The organism is Sphingobium sp. TomTYG75 (assembly GCF_054771635.1).
On the sequence record NZ_BSRE01000001.1, the window covers coordinates 1,461,386 to 1,475,849 of the forward strand.

Annotated in this window: 19 protein-coding genes; 5 read left to right on the plus strand and 14 right to left on the minus strand. The window is 62.6% G+C overall.

The genetic code is table 11. The features are described 5' to 3' along the window. Window positions 1-68: 68 nt before the first annotated feature. Complete coding sequence (locus tag ACYU81_RS07405; protein WP_460987051.1) at window positions 69-611, plus strand: RES family NAD+ phosphorylase; 543 nt, start codon at window positions 69-71, stop codon at window positions 609-611. 199 nt (window positions 612-810) lie between these two features. On the opposite strand, the gene ACYU81_RS07410 is transcribed toward ACYU81_RS07405, so the two are convergent. Beyond that, window positions 811-1,380, minus strand: coding sequence for a thiamine phosphate synthase (locus tag ACYU81_RS07410; protein ID WP_460987052.1), 570 nt, complete (start codon window positions 1,378-1,380; stop codon window positions 811-813). A 23-nt stretch (window positions 1,381-1,403) separates the two neighbouring features. Here ACYU81_RS07410 and ACYU81_RS07415 point away from each other — a divergent pair, with 23 nt between their 5' ends. Next, window positions 1,404-2,138, plus strand: coding sequence for a YggS family pyridoxal phosphate-dependent enzyme (locus ACYU81_RS07415; RefSeq protein ID WP_460987053.1), 735 nt, complete (start codon window positions 1,404-1,406; stop codon window positions 2,136-2,138). Here ACYU81_RS07415 and ACYU81_RS07420 read toward each other — a convergent pair. After that, window positions 2,116-4,914 carry a TonB-dependent receptor gene (locus tag ACYU81_RS07420; RefSeq protein ID WP_460987054.1) on the minus strand — a complete coding sequence of 933 codons (2,799 nt, stop codon included), beginning with the start codon at window positions 4,912-4,914 and terminating at the stop codon, window positions 2,116-2,118. The two genes, ACYU81_RS07415 and ACYU81_RS07420, sit on opposite strands and share 23 nt — an antisense overlap. Window positions 4,915-5,100: 186 nt before the next feature. After that, entirely contained in the window at window positions 5,101-5,760 is a 660-nt protein-coding gene (gene pdeM / locus ACYU81_RS07425; protein WP_460987055.1) for a ligase-associated DNA damage response endonuclease PdeM, read from the minus strand. 65 nt (window positions 5,761-5,825) lie between these two features. Between pdeM and trhO the strand changes: the two genes are divergently transcribed. Next, the gene (gene trhO, locus ACYU81_RS07430) at window positions 5,826-6,641 is read left to right on the plus strand and encodes an oxygen-dependent tRNA uridine(34) hydroxylase TrhO (protein WP_460987056.1); all 816 of its coding nucleotides are present in this window, start codon (window positions 5,826-5,828) and stop codon (window positions 6,639-6,641) included. On the opposite strand, the gene ACYU81_RS07435 is transcribed toward trhO, so the two are convergent. From ACYU81_RS07435 to ACYU81_RS07445, 3 genes are read right to left on the minus strand one after another with little or no spacing between them, the layout of a single operon-like run. Further along, window positions 6,638-7,348, minus strand: a complete 711-nt coding sequence (locus ACYU81_RS07435; protein WP_460987057.1) for a M48 family metallopeptidase — start codon at window positions 7,346-7,348, stop codon at window positions 6,638-6,640. The two genes, trhO and ACYU81_RS07435, sit on opposite strands and share 4 nt — an antisense overlap. After that, a complete protein-coding gene (locus ACYU81_RS07440) occupies window positions 7,329-7,754 on the minus strand; it encodes a YcgN family cysteine cluster protein (RefSeq protein WP_230463201.1) in 426 nt (141 codons plus the stop codon). The genes ACYU81_RS07435 and ACYU81_RS07440 overlap by 20 nt, the downstream gene beginning before the upstream one ends. 4 nt (window positions 7,755-7,758) lie before the next feature. Continuing rightward, window positions 7,759-8,415, minus strand: a complete 657-nt coding sequence (locus tag ACYU81_RS07445; protein ID WP_460987058.1) for an SCO family protein — start codon at window positions 8,413-8,415, stop codon at window positions 7,759-7,761. 46 nt (window positions 8,416-8,461) lie between these two features. Between ACYU81_RS07445 and ACYU81_RS07450 the strand changes: the two genes are divergently transcribed. Both ACYU81_RS07450 and ACYU81_RS07455 read left to right on the plus strand, forming a co-directional pair. Beyond that, a complete protein-coding gene (locus tag ACYU81_RS07450; protein WP_460987059.1) occupies window positions 8,462-9,085 on the plus strand; it encodes an ankyrin repeat domain-containing protein in 624 nt (207 codons plus the stop codon). A gap of 289 nt (window positions 9,086-9,374) precedes the next feature. Next, on the plus strand, window positions 9,375-9,608 hold the full coding sequence (locus ACYU81_RS07455) for a hypothetical protein (protein ID WP_449474527.1): 234 nt from the start codon (window positions 9,375-9,377) through the stop codon (window positions 9,606-9,608). 24 nt (window positions 9,609-9,632) lie between these two features. Here ACYU81_RS07455 and ACYU81_RS07460 read toward each other — a convergent pair whose 3' ends face one another. The 8 genes from ACYU81_RS07460 to coaE all read right to left on the minus strand — a co-directional run bounded on the left by ACYU81_RS07460 (window position 9,633) and on the right by coaE (window position 14,459). Beyond that, window positions 9,633-10,124 (minus strand): MmcB family DNA repair protein, encoded by a 492-nt coding sequence (locus ACYU81_RS07460; protein ID WP_460987060.1) that lies wholly within the window; start codon window positions 10,122-10,124, stop codon window positions 9,633-9,635. Window positions 10,125-10,233: 109 nt separating this feature from the next. Further along, on the minus strand, window positions 10,234-10,881 hold the full coding sequence (locus tag ACYU81_RS07465) for a cell wall hydrolase (protein WP_449474529.1): 648 nt from the start codon (window positions 10,879-10,881) through the stop codon (window positions 10,234-10,236). A gap of 181 nt (window positions 10,882-11,062) precedes the next feature. Further along, complete coding sequence (locus ACYU81_RS07470; RefSeq protein ID WP_460987061.1) at window positions 11,063-11,401, minus strand: DUF1491 family protein; 339 nt, start codon at window positions 11,399-11,401, stop codon at window positions 11,063-11,065. Then, window positions 11,391-11,930 (minus strand): PaaI family thioesterase, encoded by a 540-nt coding sequence (locus ACYU81_RS07475; protein ID WP_449474531.1) that lies wholly within the window; start codon window positions 11,928-11,930, stop codon window positions 11,391-11,393. The genes ACYU81_RS07470 and ACYU81_RS07475 overlap by 11 nt, the downstream gene beginning before the upstream one ends. Further along, window positions 11,848-12,315: a PTS sugar transporter subunit IIA gene (locus ACYU81_RS07480; protein WP_449474532.1), complete on the minus strand. Its 468-nt coding sequence runs from the start codon at window positions 12,313-12,315 to the stop codon at window positions 11,848-11,850. Before ACYU81_RS07480 ends, ACYU81_RS07475 begins: the two co-directional genes overlap by 83 nt. Window positions 12,316-12,452: 137 nt before the next feature. Beyond that, on the minus strand, window positions 12,453-13,058 hold the full coding sequence (gene hpf, locus ACYU81_RS07485; RefSeq protein WP_449474533.1) for a ribosome hibernation-promoting factor, HPF/YfiA family: 606 nt from the start codon (window positions 13,056-13,058) through the stop codon (window positions 12,453-12,455). Window positions 13,059-13,138: 80 nt separating this feature from the next. After that, window positions 13,139-13,831 carry a DNA polymerase III subunit epsilon gene (dnaQ, locus tag ACYU81_RS07490; RefSeq protein ID WP_460987062.1) on the minus strand — a complete coding sequence of 231 codons (693 nt, stop codon included), beginning with the start codon at window positions 13,829-13,831 and terminating at the stop codon, window positions 13,139-13,141. A gap of 34 nt (window positions 13,832-13,865) precedes the next feature. Next, window positions 13,866-14,459 (minus strand): dephospho-CoA kinase, encoded by a 594-nt coding sequence (coaE, locus tag ACYU81_RS07495; RefSeq protein WP_460987063.1) that lies wholly within the window; start codon window positions 14,457-14,459, stop codon window positions 13,866-13,868. Window positions 14,460-14,464 lie beyond the last annotated feature (5 nt).

Below are 14,464 nucleotides of genomic sequence, written 5' to 3' on the forward strand. Positions count from 1 at the left end.
GGAACTTAGCCAATCGTTCACCCAAAGCAGTCGTTGTCTCGCCGTCGGCTGACAAGTAGGCTGGCTCAATGACGTACGATCTGAGCCCAAGGTTGCGAACGGTCAGCGGCAGATTTTTCCGGTCTGTTCTCGCAAATCGGGTAGATGACGTCCTTACGCCCCCCAGGCCCGAGAGCGCAGGACGCTACCATCGTCCGGGCCAAGCGGTGCTCTACATGAGTCCGCAACTGGAATGGGCAATGATCGCGGTTTCGGGCTACATCCGAGAAGATGGTCGGTCCCGTGTCGTGGTACCATTGATCGTAGGCGAGGCTCACGTGCTCGATCAGCACGACGAACATGCCTGTCGCCTCCTCGGCATCGATCGCGATTTATCGAATGCACAGTGGCGACAGGCCTTGGAGGCCGGACAGGAGCCTCCATCGTGGCGTAACGCGGATAAAACGCGTGCGGCGGGCGCAGATGGCATAATTGATCGTTCGCGCATGATCTCGGGCGGATGGCACGTGAACCTATTTCAGTGGAATGAGCTTGGCGGCCCATCAGTGTCAGTGACCGGAGATCCAATTCCCATTCACCTATCGAACGACGGGCCGAAATGGGGTTTGTAGTCGGCGGCAAGCGACCAGATCTGACCTTGAAATCCTCCCTACGCGAAGCGTGGGGAGGGGGACCGCCGCGCAGCGGTGGTGGAGGGGAAATCACACGACCGGCGCATTTTCCCCTCCACCAGCCTGCGGGCGGCTCCCCCTCCCCATCTAGCGATTAGGAGGACAAGCCATGACCGCTTCCGCACCCAGATAGCCGCTATCACCCCACCACCGATCCCCCCGTCAGACCATCAATCGCCGCCCACCCCAAAGCACCCAGTCCTTTCAACATCCGCCGATGCCCCGCGCGAACACCGCCCAAGGCAACGACCGGCACACTCGCTTTATGCGCCAACGCCGCGAATCCCACCCGTCCCAGCACCCTTCCCTCCGGGTGCGACCGCGTGGCAAATAGCGGCGACAGGAAGATAAGATCCGCCCCCGCGCGCTCGGCCCCTCGCAACTCCCGCGCATCGTGAACGGCCATGCTGCGCAACAACGGCCGTGCAGTCCACCCGGCCCCACGCCCATGCCAACCATCAGCGCCCCAGGCCGCTGCCTCCCGCGCCGATCCCGCCAACAGCAGCTTCAAGCGCCGCCGCCGTGCGACCTCCGCCACCCGGTCGAATAGCCCCCGCCGTTCACGCGGCCCCGTGCGATAGTGCCGGAACAGGATTCCCCCCCGCCCCTTCGGCAACCGCGCGGCACTTGCCAGCAGCACTGCGGACGGAACGCGCTCATCCGTCACCAACCAGATGGAGTGCATATTTTTAGCGTAGCGACCTGTCATCGCCCTCGCCTATAGCAGCCCCCATGACGACCGACAGCATCGAAGCCGCGAACCGCCTGCACGCCGTGCGCGAAACCATGGGCCGCGCCGCTCGCCTCACTGGCCGCACCGCCGATGACATCACCCTGATCGCTGTGTCCAAAACACAGGAGGCCGCCGCCATCCAGCCGCTGATCGCCGCCGGGCAGCGCGTCTTTGGCGAGAACCGGGTTCAGGAAGCGCAAGCCAAATGGCCTGCCCTCCGCGAGCAAACGCCGGACATCGCCCTGCACCTCGTCGGCCAGCTTCAATCCAATAAGGCGGCCGACGCCGTCGCCCTGTTCGACGCCATTCATTCGCTTGATCGCCCTTCCCTGCTGACCGCTCTCGCCAAGGCGATGGACGCAGCGGGCAAGCGCGTCCCCTGTTTCATTCAGGTCAATATCGGCGCGGAAGAGCAGAAGGGCGGCTGTCCGATCGCTGAAACCCCGTCCCTGATCCGCGCCGCACGCAACGCCGATGTCCCGGTCGAAGGCCTGATGTGTGTCCCGCCCGCAGCCGTAGAACCCGCGCCCTATTTCGCGTTACTGGCAAAGATCGCCCGCGATGAGGGCGTCGACCAGCTTTCCATGGGCATGTCAGGCGATTTCGAAACCGCCATCATGCTGGGCGCAACCCACATTCGCGTGGGCACCGCCTTGTTCGGAGAAAGACCCTCTCCCGCCCGCCCTGTTCCGACGAGCGGGAGAGGTATGATCAGAAACTCCCGCGAAGCGTGATGCCGTAGGTGCGGGGTTCGGCCAGATAGGCCGAGATCAGCTGGTTTGCCATCGGCGCCGAGGGGGTCAACGCAAACTGCCCGGTCGTCGACGTGCCAGGGCTGCTAGATTGCAACGGGCTGCTGAAGGCAACCTGGGTGTAATCCTGGTTGAAGATATTTTGGCCCCAGAATTCGACGGCCCAGCTCTGCTGCGGCCCGCGGATGCCTACGCGGGCATTAAATACCGCATAGCCGTCCTGTTTCTTCTCAGGGAACAGGTCGGAACCGCTATTATAATCGCTGGTCATGCGACCATCGACATAGAAGAGCGCGGATAGTCCGCTCGAACCAATCTCCGGCGTCCACGATGCGCTGACCGTCGTCACTAGCTGAGGCGCTTGCGAATTAATCTGGCCAGGAAGCAGGATCAGGCCCGACCGGCCGTCGGCGCCTTGATCGAGCGGCACTGACCCATCGCTGCTGCCCACCAGCCGGTTGGCGAACTTCGCCCGTGCATAGGTCAACCCACCGGCCAGCCGCACATTACGCACCGGTGATGCCGCCAGTTCCAGCTCGACGCCTTGACTGATCAGGCCCGGCCCCACATCGCCGCTGTCGCAGGTGCGGCCAGCCGAAAGCGATCCGTCGCACCCATTGATATTCTGAACCACGAAGCTGGTGCCGTTGAAGGTGTTCAACTGGAAATTCTTGAACTCCTGCCGGAACGCCGCGATGTTCACACTCCACTTGGGCTGGCTGTATTTCAGGCCCACTTCGAACGCATCGACCTTCTCCGCAGCGAAGCGAAGGCTGGTCACATCCGCATTGCTACGTGGCGAAAAGACAGCAGGCACCGGGTTGAGGCCTGTCGATCCCAGTTGGAAGCGATCAAGATTATAACCGCCCGCCTTATAACCCTTCGAATAGCTGCCATAGATCAGCATCTCATCCAAAGGCTTCCACGACAGCACGGCCGTGCCGGAAAACTCGCCATCGCTGATCTTGTCATTGAGGTTCAGGGCGTTGAGCCCGGTCGAGCCGTTGCCTAGGCACCCAAGCGTTAGGATACCGCCCGCCAGCGCGGCTGCCTGGCCCAGAGCAGGCGTGGTCGCCAATGTGGGCAGGCTCGTTCCCTGCAATGCCGCGCAAATGGCATTGTTATTGTCGAAATCGGCCGAGAAACGCTTGCTTTCATGCGTGTAGCGCAGCCCCAGCGTCAGTTCGAGCTGCTTAGTGATGTGGATGATATTATGAGTGAAGAGCGCCCAATTCTCGCTCTTCTGATGATAGACGGAAGCAAAATCGCCGGTTCCCGACGGGATCGCCGCCAGCGCGCGCAGCCCATTGCCCAGCCCGGTGGAAATGGCGTCGGCCTGCGGACTCGACAGTCCAGCGTTCAGGAGACGCGTGTTCAGCGTTGCCTGCGTACCAGCGATCAAGGTCGAAGTGGCCAACCCGCTTCCGCAAGCTGCCAGTTGCGGGGCAGTAAAGTTGCTGACCGTATCGGCCCCCGCCATCAGTCGGCACGCAGCAAAGCGGCCATAGTCGTCGCCGAAGACAATATTGTCCTCCAGCGTCAGCTTCTCATGCGCATAATAGCCGCCAACCAGCCAGTCGAGCACCTCGCCAAAGGCAGAACCCTGTGCGCGCAGCTCCTGCGTGAAGGTGCGGAACTGACGATAGGTATTGGGATCGCGATACAGCAGGTCCGCCCCGCTATAATCATAATCGCCATAATCCTGGCTCTTATAGTCGCGATAGGCGGTGATGCTGGTCAGCTTTGCGCCGCCCAGATCATAATTGACCTCACCCGACAGACCCCAATCCTTGACCTTGCTGACATAGTCGCGCCCGGGCGTGATCGTCAGTTCGCGGTCATAGGGATCGGCCGCGAACACGCTGCCCTGTCCGGCAAGGATCGCCGCGATGCGGTTGAACGACGCGGTGCTGTATCCGCCACCGGCGACCGGCCGCCGCTCGCGCGTTTCGATATAGGCTGCGCCACAGCAGCTTTCATCGCGGTTGGTATAATCGCCGATCAAGCGGATCGACAGCGCATCATTGGGCTCGAACAGCGCCTGTCCGCGCACGAAATAGCGATCGCGATCGTTGGTTTCGCCAACCTTGTTGCCGCTCGTGTCCACCAGGTCGTAAAAGCCGTCCCGCTTCGACCACACGCCATCCAGGCTTAGCGCCAGCTTGTCGGAAACCGGCCCGGTGATACGCCCCGCCAGCCGCCAATAATCATAATTGCCGTAAGTGACCTCGGCCTTGCCGCCCAGTTTGAATTCGGGCGCCTTGCTGATGACGTTGATCATACCCGCCGAAGCGTTTCGCCCAAACAGCGTCCCTTGCGGTCCGCGTAGCACTTCGACCCGCTCGATCTCGCCAAGTTCGTTAAGCCCCGCACCCGTGCGGGAACGGTAGACGCCATCGATGAACAGCGCGACCGAGCTTTCAAGGCCCGGATTGTCACCCACCGTGCCGATGCCGCGAACACGTGCGGACGCATTGGCTTCCGACCCGGTCGATGACACCAGCAGCGATGGCGCCAGCTGGTTGAGCGCCCGGATGTCGCTCGCGCCGCTATTCTGCATTGCCTGTGCGGAAACAGCCGATACCGCGATGGGCACGTCGGACAGAGGGCTGGGGCGGCGCGTCGCGGTGACGATGATGATGCCATCATCGTCCGCCACGCCGTTCTGCGGTTGTGCTTCCTGCGCCTGGGCATGGGACACCGACCCGGCCAGCGCTATCATGCCAGCGGACAACAGCCAGAGATTTTTCTTGTTCATGGGACCCTTTCCTCTCCTTCAGCGCATGATTTTCTCATGTCGATTTTAGGAGTGCGATTATGCGGACACAGCAGACTGAAGGCAAGGCAACCGAGCCTTTCCAACCCTTTGCGTCCGGCGTTTGACCTTATTACCGGCTTCTGTGTCTTAGCAGCAACAGCTTAACGCGGGGTTTCCGTAGCGTTTCTAGCCAAGCGGAAAGCGCAGCATCCTGTCCGCGACCGGCACCATCGCCATGGCGCCGGGACCCACCGCGCGGCGGATTTCTCTATGGCTTGCATCCAGTCCACCGGTGAGCGCGCCCAAGGCTGGCAGGATCAACTTGGATGATGATCCCACAAAGCAGCGCCGCGACACCCTTCGCCCCCGCACCGACAGCCGCAGCTTCGGGTGAAAATGCCCCGAAATCTCAGGCCGCGGATCGACCGGATCAGCCTCATGCCGCAGCCAGATGCCATCGACCTCGGCCTCCACCAGGCGCCGCCCGCCCGGCGTCCCATTCATGCCTGCATCGTGATTGCCGGTGATCCACAGCCAATCGAGCCGCGCCGTCAGCGCCTCCAGCCGCTCACGCGCCTTGGATGGCAACCGCGCCGCCCCATCGGCGTCGTGAAAGCTGTCACCCAGCGACCAGACGGCCTTTGCCCCCGTCCGCGCCACCAGCGCCTCGATCACGTCCAGCGTCGCCTGACTATCATGCGGCGGCAGGAACTGGCCGAAACGGCTGAACCAGCTCGCCTTCTCGAAATGCAGGTCCGCCACCAGCAACGCCGACCGCGCGGGCCAGAACAGCGCCGCTTCAGGCAAAGCCAGAAACTCGTGACCCGCGAACGAAAAGGGAACCATGGCCCGCCTATGCGCGCTCGCGCCCGCCCTTTCAAGAGGGCCGTGAAGTCGCTATGGCGCACGCCATGGCTCCGCCTTTCACCATCGCCGCGCTCTACCGCTTCGCCAGCTTCGCCGATCCAGAAGCGCTGGCAGCACAGCTGCGCGATCTCTGCGCGCAGCTTGGCACATGCGGCACGCTGATCCTCGCGCGCGAAGGCATCAACGGCACGGTCGCGGGCAGCGAGCAGGCAATCGACGCCCTCCTCTCCCATATCCGCACCCTTCCGGGCTGCGCCGATCTGGACGTAAAATTCGCCACGGCGGACGAAGCGCCCTTCGCCCGCATGAAGGTCAAGGTGAAGGCGGAGATCGTGACCCTGGGCGCAGGCGATCTCGACCCCGCCTCCCAAGCCGGGCGCTATCTCGACCCGTCTGAATGGAATGCGCTGATCGCCGATCCCGACACGATCGTCATCGACACGCGCAATGCCTATGAAGTCGCCGTCGGCAGCTTCGACCGCGCGATCGATCCCGGCACCCGATCCTTCCGCGAATTTCCCGCTTGGTTCGATCGCTTCGCTGAGCAGCTGCGGGAGGAAGGGCGCGAACCCCGCATCGCCATGTTCTGCACCGGGGGCATCCGCTGCGAAAAATCGACGGCGCTGGTGCGCTCACGCGGCTTTGAAGATGTCTATCACCTGCGCGGCGGCATCCTGCGCTATCTGGAAGAAACCCCCAAAGACCAGAGCCGCTGGCAGGGCGACTGCTACGTGTTCGACGAACGCGTGTCGGTCGGCCACGGCTTGGCCCCCGGTAATCATGTCATCTGCCGCGACTGCGGCCTGGCCTATCAACCTGATGCCGCGCATGAGTGCCCGGCGGGTGACGCCGCACTCTAAACCATATAGCGGTGCAGCCCCGCCCCATGCTCCCTCAACCAGGCACGGGCAGGCTTGGGATCCTCCCCCAATATCCGCGCATGGGCCGCATGGAATGCCGGGCTGTGATCCATGTGCAGCAAATGAGCGAGCTCATGCGCCACCGTCGCCCGCCGGACATGCGGCGGGCACAGGATCAGACGCCAGCTATAGCGGATCGCCCCGCTCGACGCGCAACTCGCCCAGCGACTGCGCGGATCGCCGATGCCAACCGAAGCCACGATCAAGTCATGATCGCCCGCCATCGCATGACTCTCCTCTTCCAGCACAGCCCTCGCCCGCGTCTTCAGCCAGCGCAGCACACGCGGCCCGACCGACTCGCGCACGCCCCCCAGCATCAGCCGATCACCCTCGATCCGCACGGTGCGCGACGCATCCGCCATCCAGCAGATCCGCACCTCCCGCCCTTCGAGCGGAAAGCATATCCCATCCTCCAACCGCACCGTTGCAGGCCGCGCCGCCATCTGCGACCGGACCCAGCCCTCATGCCCCTGCGCCCATCCCAGCGCGCGATTGAGATTGGCCCGCATCGGCAGCGACAGCCGCAACTCCCCGCGCGCATGATCCAGTGACAGGCGGTAGGCCTTCGCCCGCGCCGAACGGCGGATTCGAACCGGAACGGCAATGCCGTCGATAGTGATGCTGTTGTCAGAGTTCCCGGTCGACAAGATGATTTTCCCAATCGCCCGCGTCCGCCTCAGCGATCGTCCAGCCGCGCACCGACTCCTTCGCGCGATGCACCGCCTCGCGATCGCCGCTGATCAGATAGTGCCAGGACGGCAACGGCTTGCCCTCACCCCGTAGCCGATAGGCGCAGGTCCGCGGAAGCCAGCTGATCGTCTTCACCTTTTGCGGGGTCAGCCGAACGCAATCGGGCACGAAACGCCGCCGTTCGCTGTAATTGCTGCACTGTCCGCTATGCCGGTCGAGCAAGCGGCAGGCGACGTTGGTCGGATAGACGCGCCCGGTATCCTCATCCTCCGCCTTGTGCAGGCAGCATTTGCCGCAGCCATCGCACAGCGCTTCCCACTCTGCGCGGTCCAGCTTGTCGAGGGGCTTTTCCCAGAAGTTCAAACCGTTACTTGACCCATTTTTCCAGGAAAGCGCGCACATTGTCTCGTCCTCCCTCATCTTGGTCCGGCGTCCCCGGATCGTCCACCGGCACTAGCGCCACGGGCTGGCCGTCCGGCCCAAACAAATAGGGCGTGCGTGTGTGGCTGACCAGATACTCGCTGTCGCCCTTCACTGGTTCCTTATTAGCGATGACGACGAAATCCTTTTCCACCTTGGCGATTTCCTCGGGCGTGCCGGTCAGTCCAATCAGCTTGGGGTGAAACGCCGCCACATAAGTCTTCAGCACCGCAGGCGTGTCACGCTCCGGATCGACGCTGATGAAGATCGGCTGCACCTTCGCCGCCCGCTTCGCATCCGCCTTCTCGAACTGCGAAAAGCCCTGCATGATATGCTGCAAATCCAGCGGACAGACGTCAGGGCAATAGCTGTAGCCGAAATAGACCAGCCGGTACTTGCCCTTGAAATCGTCCCACCGCACCTTCTTCCCATCTTGGTCGGTCAGGGTGAAGGGCGCGCCGATCCGCGCCCCGGCGAGATCGCCGCGCGTCCCTTCCATCTCGCTTGATGCATTGCCGCCAGCACCCATATTGCAGGCGGCCAGCAGGGCGGTGAACGGCAGGATGAGGGAACGGATCGCTTTGTTCATGGCGCCGCCAGCCATGCCCTGCTATGGGCGCTATTGCAAATGCCAACGGGGCTTAAGGACGATGATGAAGGCTTTTCCGGCTTGGATAGGCGCAGCGCGCGCGGCGGCTCTGGCACTCGCGCTGCTGTCGCCAGTCGCGGCGCAGGCGCAATTTTCGGACAGCTATAATTTCCTGAAGGCGGTCAAGGACGCCGACGGGCAGAAGGTCACCGACCTCATCCAGAAGCCAGGATCGACCGTCATCAACAGCCGCGACGTCACCAGCGGCGAAACCGCGCTGCACCTCGTCATCGCCCGTCGCGACAATACCTGGCTGTCCTTCCTGCTCGCCAAAGGTGCCAATCCCAACCTTGCCGACAATCGGGGCAATACCCCGCTCATGAACGCGGTGCAGGCCCGGTTCGAGGACGGGGTCCGCACATTGCTCGCGGGCGGCGCACAGATCGACAAGACCAATGGCAGCGGCGAAACCCCGCTGATCCGCGCGGTGCAGATACGAGACATCGGACTCGTCCGCCTGCTTGTTGCTCAAGGGGCGAATGCGGACAAGCGCGACACGATCGCTGGCATGTCCGCGCGCGACTATGCGGAACGGGATGCGCGCACCTCCGGAATTGTCGAGGTGTTGGCGGCATCAAAGCCGAAGGCCGCGCCTTCTGGGCCGGTGCAGGGTCCAACCTTCTAGGACGACCGGGTTAGACGCCTTCCTTGCGCCTGCTTTCGGGAATTGTGCCCCATATCGCGCTTACCTAACCCCGTTCGGGCTGTCCGAACGAGTCACTTGCCTCGTTCGAATGTCGAAGCCCTTTCCGTGTTCTGAAAAGAAGGGGAGCCCTTCGACAAGCTCACGGCGAACGGAGCGCTTTTCATTGGAGGCACGACGCTCCGGTCTCACGTCAAGCATGCCATGCCTTGTCTCACGCCCTCTGCCTTCCCATCTCCTTTATATCATCCCAAGCCCGGAGAGGCAGGTTATGGAGCGCAAGAACGACATCGAGAAAGCCTGGGAACAGGCCCTCGGCAATATCTTCCAGCCCTATACGCATGCACCGCATGAAACGAAGAAGGCGCTGGAGTCATTTCATACCGGACTGAACAACAGCAGCTATGACATACGCCGCCACATGGCGCGGACAGCAGCGCGGCAGGGATCGACGGCGCTCCACCGATTCCTGGCCGATGAATATTGGGGTACGCGCCCCCGCTGACGCCTCATGGTGGATGTCCTTACGTCACCATCCCAGTTCGGCGGCATGATCGGGATCGGCCAATGCAGTCAGCCGCCGTGCCGCCCGCCGTGCAAAGCGCAGGGTCTCCGCTTTCCGTCGTGCCGCCGCGAGCGGTTCCACGGGCGCAGGCCGCAGCAATTCGGCATCATATTGATCCGCGACGATCAGGCCCGTACGCGCTGGCCATAAAGCCTCGCTGTCGAACAACGACAGGTCAAAGCCGGAAGGCACCGCCCAGAAGAAGCGATCGCAATAATCGAGATAGTCCGGCCATTTCATGTCACCCAGCAGGTCGGCGCGGCTGCACTTGATCTCGACGATGCTGATCCGCCCCGCGCTGTCCAGCGCCATAATGTCAGCCCGGCGGCCATTGGGCAGCGGCACTTCCAATATCCCGCTCATATCATGGCGAAAAAACAGCCGCAGCGTGCCACGCGCTACGGCCAGCGCCGTACCATCGGTCAGGGGAGAGCAATCCCGATCGGGGGCGGGCATGGAAGAAACCGGACTCATGCCCATATCTTAGAACAAGAAGGGAACAAAAGAAAAGGCCGATTCAGTTTCCTGAACCGGCCCGCTGTCCTTGTGATGTGCGACCCGAGGATCAGCGATAGAAAATATGATTGTCGATCGAGGCCAGTTGGCGCTTGCCCCAGCTCGGCGACACGCGGCGGGCATGGAAAAACAGGGCGCCTTCGGCCTTGCTGTTCCAGCTGTCCTGCATTGCGATCTGCGCGATCGCGACAGCATTGCGCCAGCTTTCGCTGGCCATCGGGATTGCCGGCATACCACGGCCACGGACAAAGCTGAATTGGCCCGGCTGATAGACGACGCCGCACAGGCTGCTGGCGAAACGGCCCGACTTCACGCGATTGATGATGACGCGGGCAACGGCCAGCTGGCCTTCCAGGCTCTCGCCCTTCGATTCGAAATATACCGCGCCAGCCAGGCATTTCATGTCGCTGTCCAGGTCTTCGGCTGCACCCTGTGCATCGACCAGAGCGGACAGATTGTCGGCACGCACATCGGCGCTATTGGAAAGATCGGCCAGCGGCTGGGCGACTTCGCGCGGCGCGGCAAAAATAACAGCGGGCTTGGAAGCCGCCGGAGCTGCATTCAGCTCTTGATTCCCGGCAAGGGATACGACCGAAGGAGCGACTTCGCTAGCGCTCGACATGTCGGCCGCCGTAACCGCGACGGTGGCGGTCAGGGCAAATGCCGCGGCAGTCGCGGCCTTCAAACGAAAACTCATTACAACTCAGAAACATGCGGTTCTTGGCCAGGGACGTCGGGAAAAACCCCATCACATAATCGACGTCAGGCCGCCCCCCGTCTGCGTGTTTACCTCGCCCGCCCCCCACGGGCGAATTTGGCAACCTGCGCGTTAAGCGTTGGGTGGGGCCAGTGCCTTTCCATCTGTTCAGAGTCAACGATCAACAGATCGTTTCAGCGGCGAACCGTTCCGCATCCGCGATATCGAGTTCCACGACCCACAGATCGGGGTCTGATCTGCGACGCCTCGCTATATATTGATTGAGGGACTCGGTTCCCTCATCCGGCGCGGGTCCGCAACGCTCCAACCTATATCCACCGGCAAAGTCGGAAACCCGTTCGAACAGGCCCATAGCCTGCCCTCTTTCAGCGGTTTCGATAAGGATTGCGCCGCTAATCTCGTCACCCTTGACCAGTACCGTGGCGAATCCGCCTGCCCCGGCCGCGCGCCTTACCAGCACGCCAACCAGCATCGCGCTGGTCAGCCGGTCAGCCTGCATAGCCCGGCAGCGAAGACAGCGGGAATTGTGACCGCATGAAGGTGCCCGTTCCCCGGCCTACCTCTTCGCCGTCCATGTCGATCAGGCTCGCTTCGGCGACGAACACCCGCCGCTTCCCGCTGATCCACCGCCCTTCGGCCCGAATCCGGCCCGGCCCGATCGGGCGAGTGAACAGCAGGTTGAAGGCGGTCGTCAGCAGGAATCGATCGCTGACAAGGCTGTTCGCCGCATAAAAGGCGGCATCGTCCATCATCTTGAAATAGACGGTGCCATGAACCGCGCCCGCCGCGTGGAACTGTTCTTCATCGACATCGAACTCGATGATCGACCGGCCGGCCTCGGGAATCGTCAGCTCCGACCGGAACATCCGGTTGATCGGCGCGGAACGGTAGAGATTCTCCAGCGCACGGAAATGCGCCGCCTCGCCGCTCGGCGCGCCGTCCACCTCAGGCGGCGTCACGCGCTTCGCCACCGGCCAGCAGCGCGTGCAGCGCCTCCGCCGACTTCGCGCCACGCAGCCGGGCGACATGCCCCTCATCGCGCAGATAGCGCGACACGCGGGCCAGCGTTTTCAGATGTTCCGCGCCGCTATCGACCGGCGACAGCAGGGCGAAGACAATGTCGACCGGCGCATCATCGACCGCGTCGAAGGCAATCGGGGGATTGAGCAGGACGACGACGCCCCTCATCCGGTCCAGACCGGGAATCTTCGCATGCGGGATGGCGACTCCGCCGCCAAAGCCGGTCGACCCCAGTCGCTCGCGCTCGAAAAGCGCTTCCGATACCGCGCTCGCGTTCAGACAATAGGCGGACGCCGCCAGTTGCGCGATTTTCTGGAACAGCGGCTTCTTGCCGTTTGTCGAGACCTCTGTGGCAAGTGCCTGCGGCGCGACGATGTCGTTGAAATGAACCATGACCAACCTGGAACAGCCGGCATGCGCGCTGCCCCTTAAAAACCGCGCTTGTCCGGGGATATAAAGCCCGGCCCCATAGGCTGCCTGCCGCTCTGGGTCAATGGCAGCCGGGGCCGGACCCCAGTGTCAGGCACCTGTCAGGCGCGCGCTTCCAACCGCGGTTCCACCCAGCCAATCGTCCCGTCGTGGCGGCGATAGACCATGTTATAGGCGGCCGTTCCGGCATTCAGGAACAGCAGAGCATTGGTGTTGCGCAGGTCCAGCATCATCACCGCATCGGACACGCTGGCTTCAGGAATATCGACCCGCGTTTCCGCCACGATCAGCGGCGCGTCGGCCGGTTCCTCCTCCTCCGGCGACGAAGCAAAGATGGTATAGCCCGCGCCGTCCATGCCGTTCAGCTCATATCCATTGGCCCGCTGAGCCTCCGCCGCAATGGCTTGAGGGTGGCGGTCCTTCAGGCGTCGCATGTACCGCCGCAGCTGCCGTTCGATCTTTTCCGCGGCCTGGTCGAAAGCCGGATGCGCTTCCTGCGCTTCACCGGACCCTTTCAGGATCAGGCCGGTCATCACATGGCAGACGATATCGCAATGGAAGGCGCCGTGCGGCGCGGGCCGGAACGTGACATGAGCGGAAATCGTGCGCGAAAAATATTTCTCGGCCATGGCCTCCAGCCGGGTCGCGACATGCTCCTTTAGAGCGTCGCCCGTATCGACCTGATGCCCAGAAACACGAATATCCATATGCCTTCTCCTTGTTCTTGCCGGGCTGCAGGAGGCAGTCCGGGTGGGCGAAGCGTGAAGGGCAGTATGTCAGCCAGCCTTCAAGCCTCCTCCAGCCAGAGCGGCTTTTCCAGCGTCGCGACAAACGCTGCATGCCTCTCCAGCTCCATCGCGCTGGCCATGAAAACCCGCGCGGGACGAACAGGGCGAACCGCGATACCGCTCGCAAGTTCCACCCGAATGGCGTCTTTATCCTCCTCCTGTGCAAGACCGAGGCCGATCTGACGGCCTCCCCTAAGTTCGATATACAGTTGCGCCAGCAATTCGGCGTCCAGCAAAGCGCCATGCTTGATGCGATGGCTGCGATCGATCCCATAGCGTGTGCAGAGCGCATCCAGGCTATGCTTCGCCCCCGGATGCATCTGCCGCGCGATCGCGACCGTATCGATCATCCGGTGCAAGCCCACTTCCGGCAGGCCGCACAGTTTCAACTCATGGTTGAGGAAGCCGAAGTCGAACCGCGCGTTGTGCGCCACCAGAGGGCTGTCCTCCAGAAAATCCAGCAACTCCTCCACTCCATGAGCGAAAAGCGGCTTGTCCTTCAGGAATATGTCTGACAGCCCATGAATCGCCTCGGCGGCGGCGGGCATCGCCCGCTGGGGATTATAATAAGCATGGAAGGTGCGGCCCGAAGGCACCCGGTTCACGAGTTCGATACAACCGATTTCCACGAGCCGGTCGCCCGATACAGGGTCAAATCCAGTCGTTTCGGTGTCGAAAATAATCTCGCGCATGGACCTCTTCACACCGACTCTGCCGGGTTTTTCCTTATCGACCTGTCTTTGATCCAAGGCAAGCCGCCAAGCGCCTCACCTGTACCCGCGTGGCGGCAAATGTGGTGCCTGTATAGATGATATAGTCCGCCCGCCGCCGTTTTTCAGCATCGGGCGTCTGCAAGTGCAGGATTCTGCGAAATTTCGCCGCCGTCATGCCCTTGCGCGCCAGTACGCGCTTGCGCTGCTTCCAGGCGGGCGCCGTCACCACGATGACTCCGGCCAGCGTCCGCTCCATATGGCCTTCGAACAGCAAGGGGATATCCAGCACGACGAAGGCGCGCGAGCGGTGGCGGCGCAGGAAAGCCTTCCGCTCCTCCTTGACCGCCGGATGGACGATCGCCTCCAATGCCTTCAATTCCTGGGGATGCCCAAACACCGCCGCGCCGAGCTTCCCCCGATCCACGCCCTCTGGCCCCGTCGTTCCCGGAAAGCGCGCCTCGATCGCGGGCAGCAACCTGCCGCCGGGTCCCTGCAACCGATGCACCTCGGCGTCCGCGTCGAACAAGGGCACGCCTTCTTGGCCAAACATGGCGGCGACGGCCGACTTCCCCATGCCGATAGATCCGGTCAGCCCATAGACTTTCATGGCCT

What these genes read in the sequence shown, in the direction of transcription:
- ACYU81_RS07420 (WP_460987054.1), bottom strand. Translation starts at nt 4,914, where the DNA reads ATGAACAAGAAAAATCTCTGGCTGTTGTCCGCTGGCATGATAGCGCTG.
- ACYU81_RS07450 (WP_460987059.1), top strand. Translation starts at nt 8,462, where the DNA reads ATGATGAAGGCTTTTCCGGCTTGGATAGGCGCAGCGCGCGCGGCGGCT.
- pdeM (WP_460987055.1), bottom strand. Translation starts at nt 5,760, where the DNA reads ATGGTTCCCTTTTCGTTCGCGGGTCACGAGTTTCTGGCTTTGCCTGAA.
- trhO (WP_460987056.1), top strand. Translation starts at nt 5,826, where the DNA reads ATGGCTCCGCCTTTCACCATCGCCGCGCTCTACCGCTTCGCCAGCTTC.
- coaE (WP_460987063.1), bottom strand. Translation starts at nt 14,459, where the DNA reads ATGAAAGTCTATGGGCTGACCGGATCTATCGGCATGGGGAAGTCGGCC.
- hpf (WP_449474533.1), bottom strand. Translation starts at nt 13,058, where the DNA reads ATGGATATTCGTGTTTCTGGGCATCAGGTCGATACGGGCGACGCTCTA.
- ACYU81_RS07475 (WP_449474531.1), bottom strand. Translation starts at nt 11,930, where the DNA reads ATGTCGCCCGGCTGCGTGGCGCGAAGTCGGCGGAGGCGCTGCACGCGC.
- ACYU81_RS07445 (WP_460987058.1), bottom strand. Translation starts at nt 8,415, where the DNA reads ATGGCTGGCGGCGCCATGAACAAAGCGATCCGTTCCCTCATCCTGCCG.
- ACYU81_RS07415 (WP_460987053.1), top strand. Translation starts at nt 1,404, where the DNA reads ATGACGACCGACAGCATCGAAGCCGCGAACCGCCTGCACGCCGTGCGC.
- ACYU81_RS07480 (WP_449474532.1), bottom strand. Translation starts at nt 12,315, where the DNA reads ATGGTTCATTTCAACGACATCGTCGCGCCGCAGGCACTTGCCACAGAG.
- ACYU81_RS07455 (WP_449474527.1), top strand. Translation starts at nt 9,375, where the DNA reads ATGGAGCGCAAGAACGACATCGAGAAAGCCTGGGAACAGGCCCTCGGC.
- ACYU81_RS07410 (WP_460987052.1), bottom strand. Translation starts at nt 1,380, where the DNA reads ATGACAGGTCGCTACGCTAAAAATATGCACTCCATCTGGTTGGTGACG.
- ACYU81_RS07470 (WP_460987061.1), bottom strand. Translation starts at nt 11,401, where the DNA reads ATGCAGGCTGACCGGCTGACCAGCGCGATGCTGGTTGGCGTGCTGGTA.
- ACYU81_RS07465 (WP_449474529.1), bottom strand. Translation starts at nt 10,881, where the DNA reads ATGAGTTTTCGTTTGAAGGCCGCGACTGCCGCGGCATTTGCCCTGACC.
- ACYU81_RS07460 (WP_460987060.1), bottom strand. Translation starts at nt 10,124, where the DNA reads ATGCCCGCCCCCGATCGGGATTGCTCTCCCCTGACCGATGGTACGGCG.
- dnaQ (WP_460987062.1), bottom strand. Translation starts at nt 13,831, where the DNA reads ATGCGCGAGATTATTTTCGACACCGAAACGACTGGATTTGACCCTGTA.
- ACYU81_RS07405 (WP_460987051.1), top strand. Translation starts at nt 69, where the DNA reads ATGACGTACGATCTGAGCCCAAGGTTGCGAACGGTCAGCGGCAGATTT.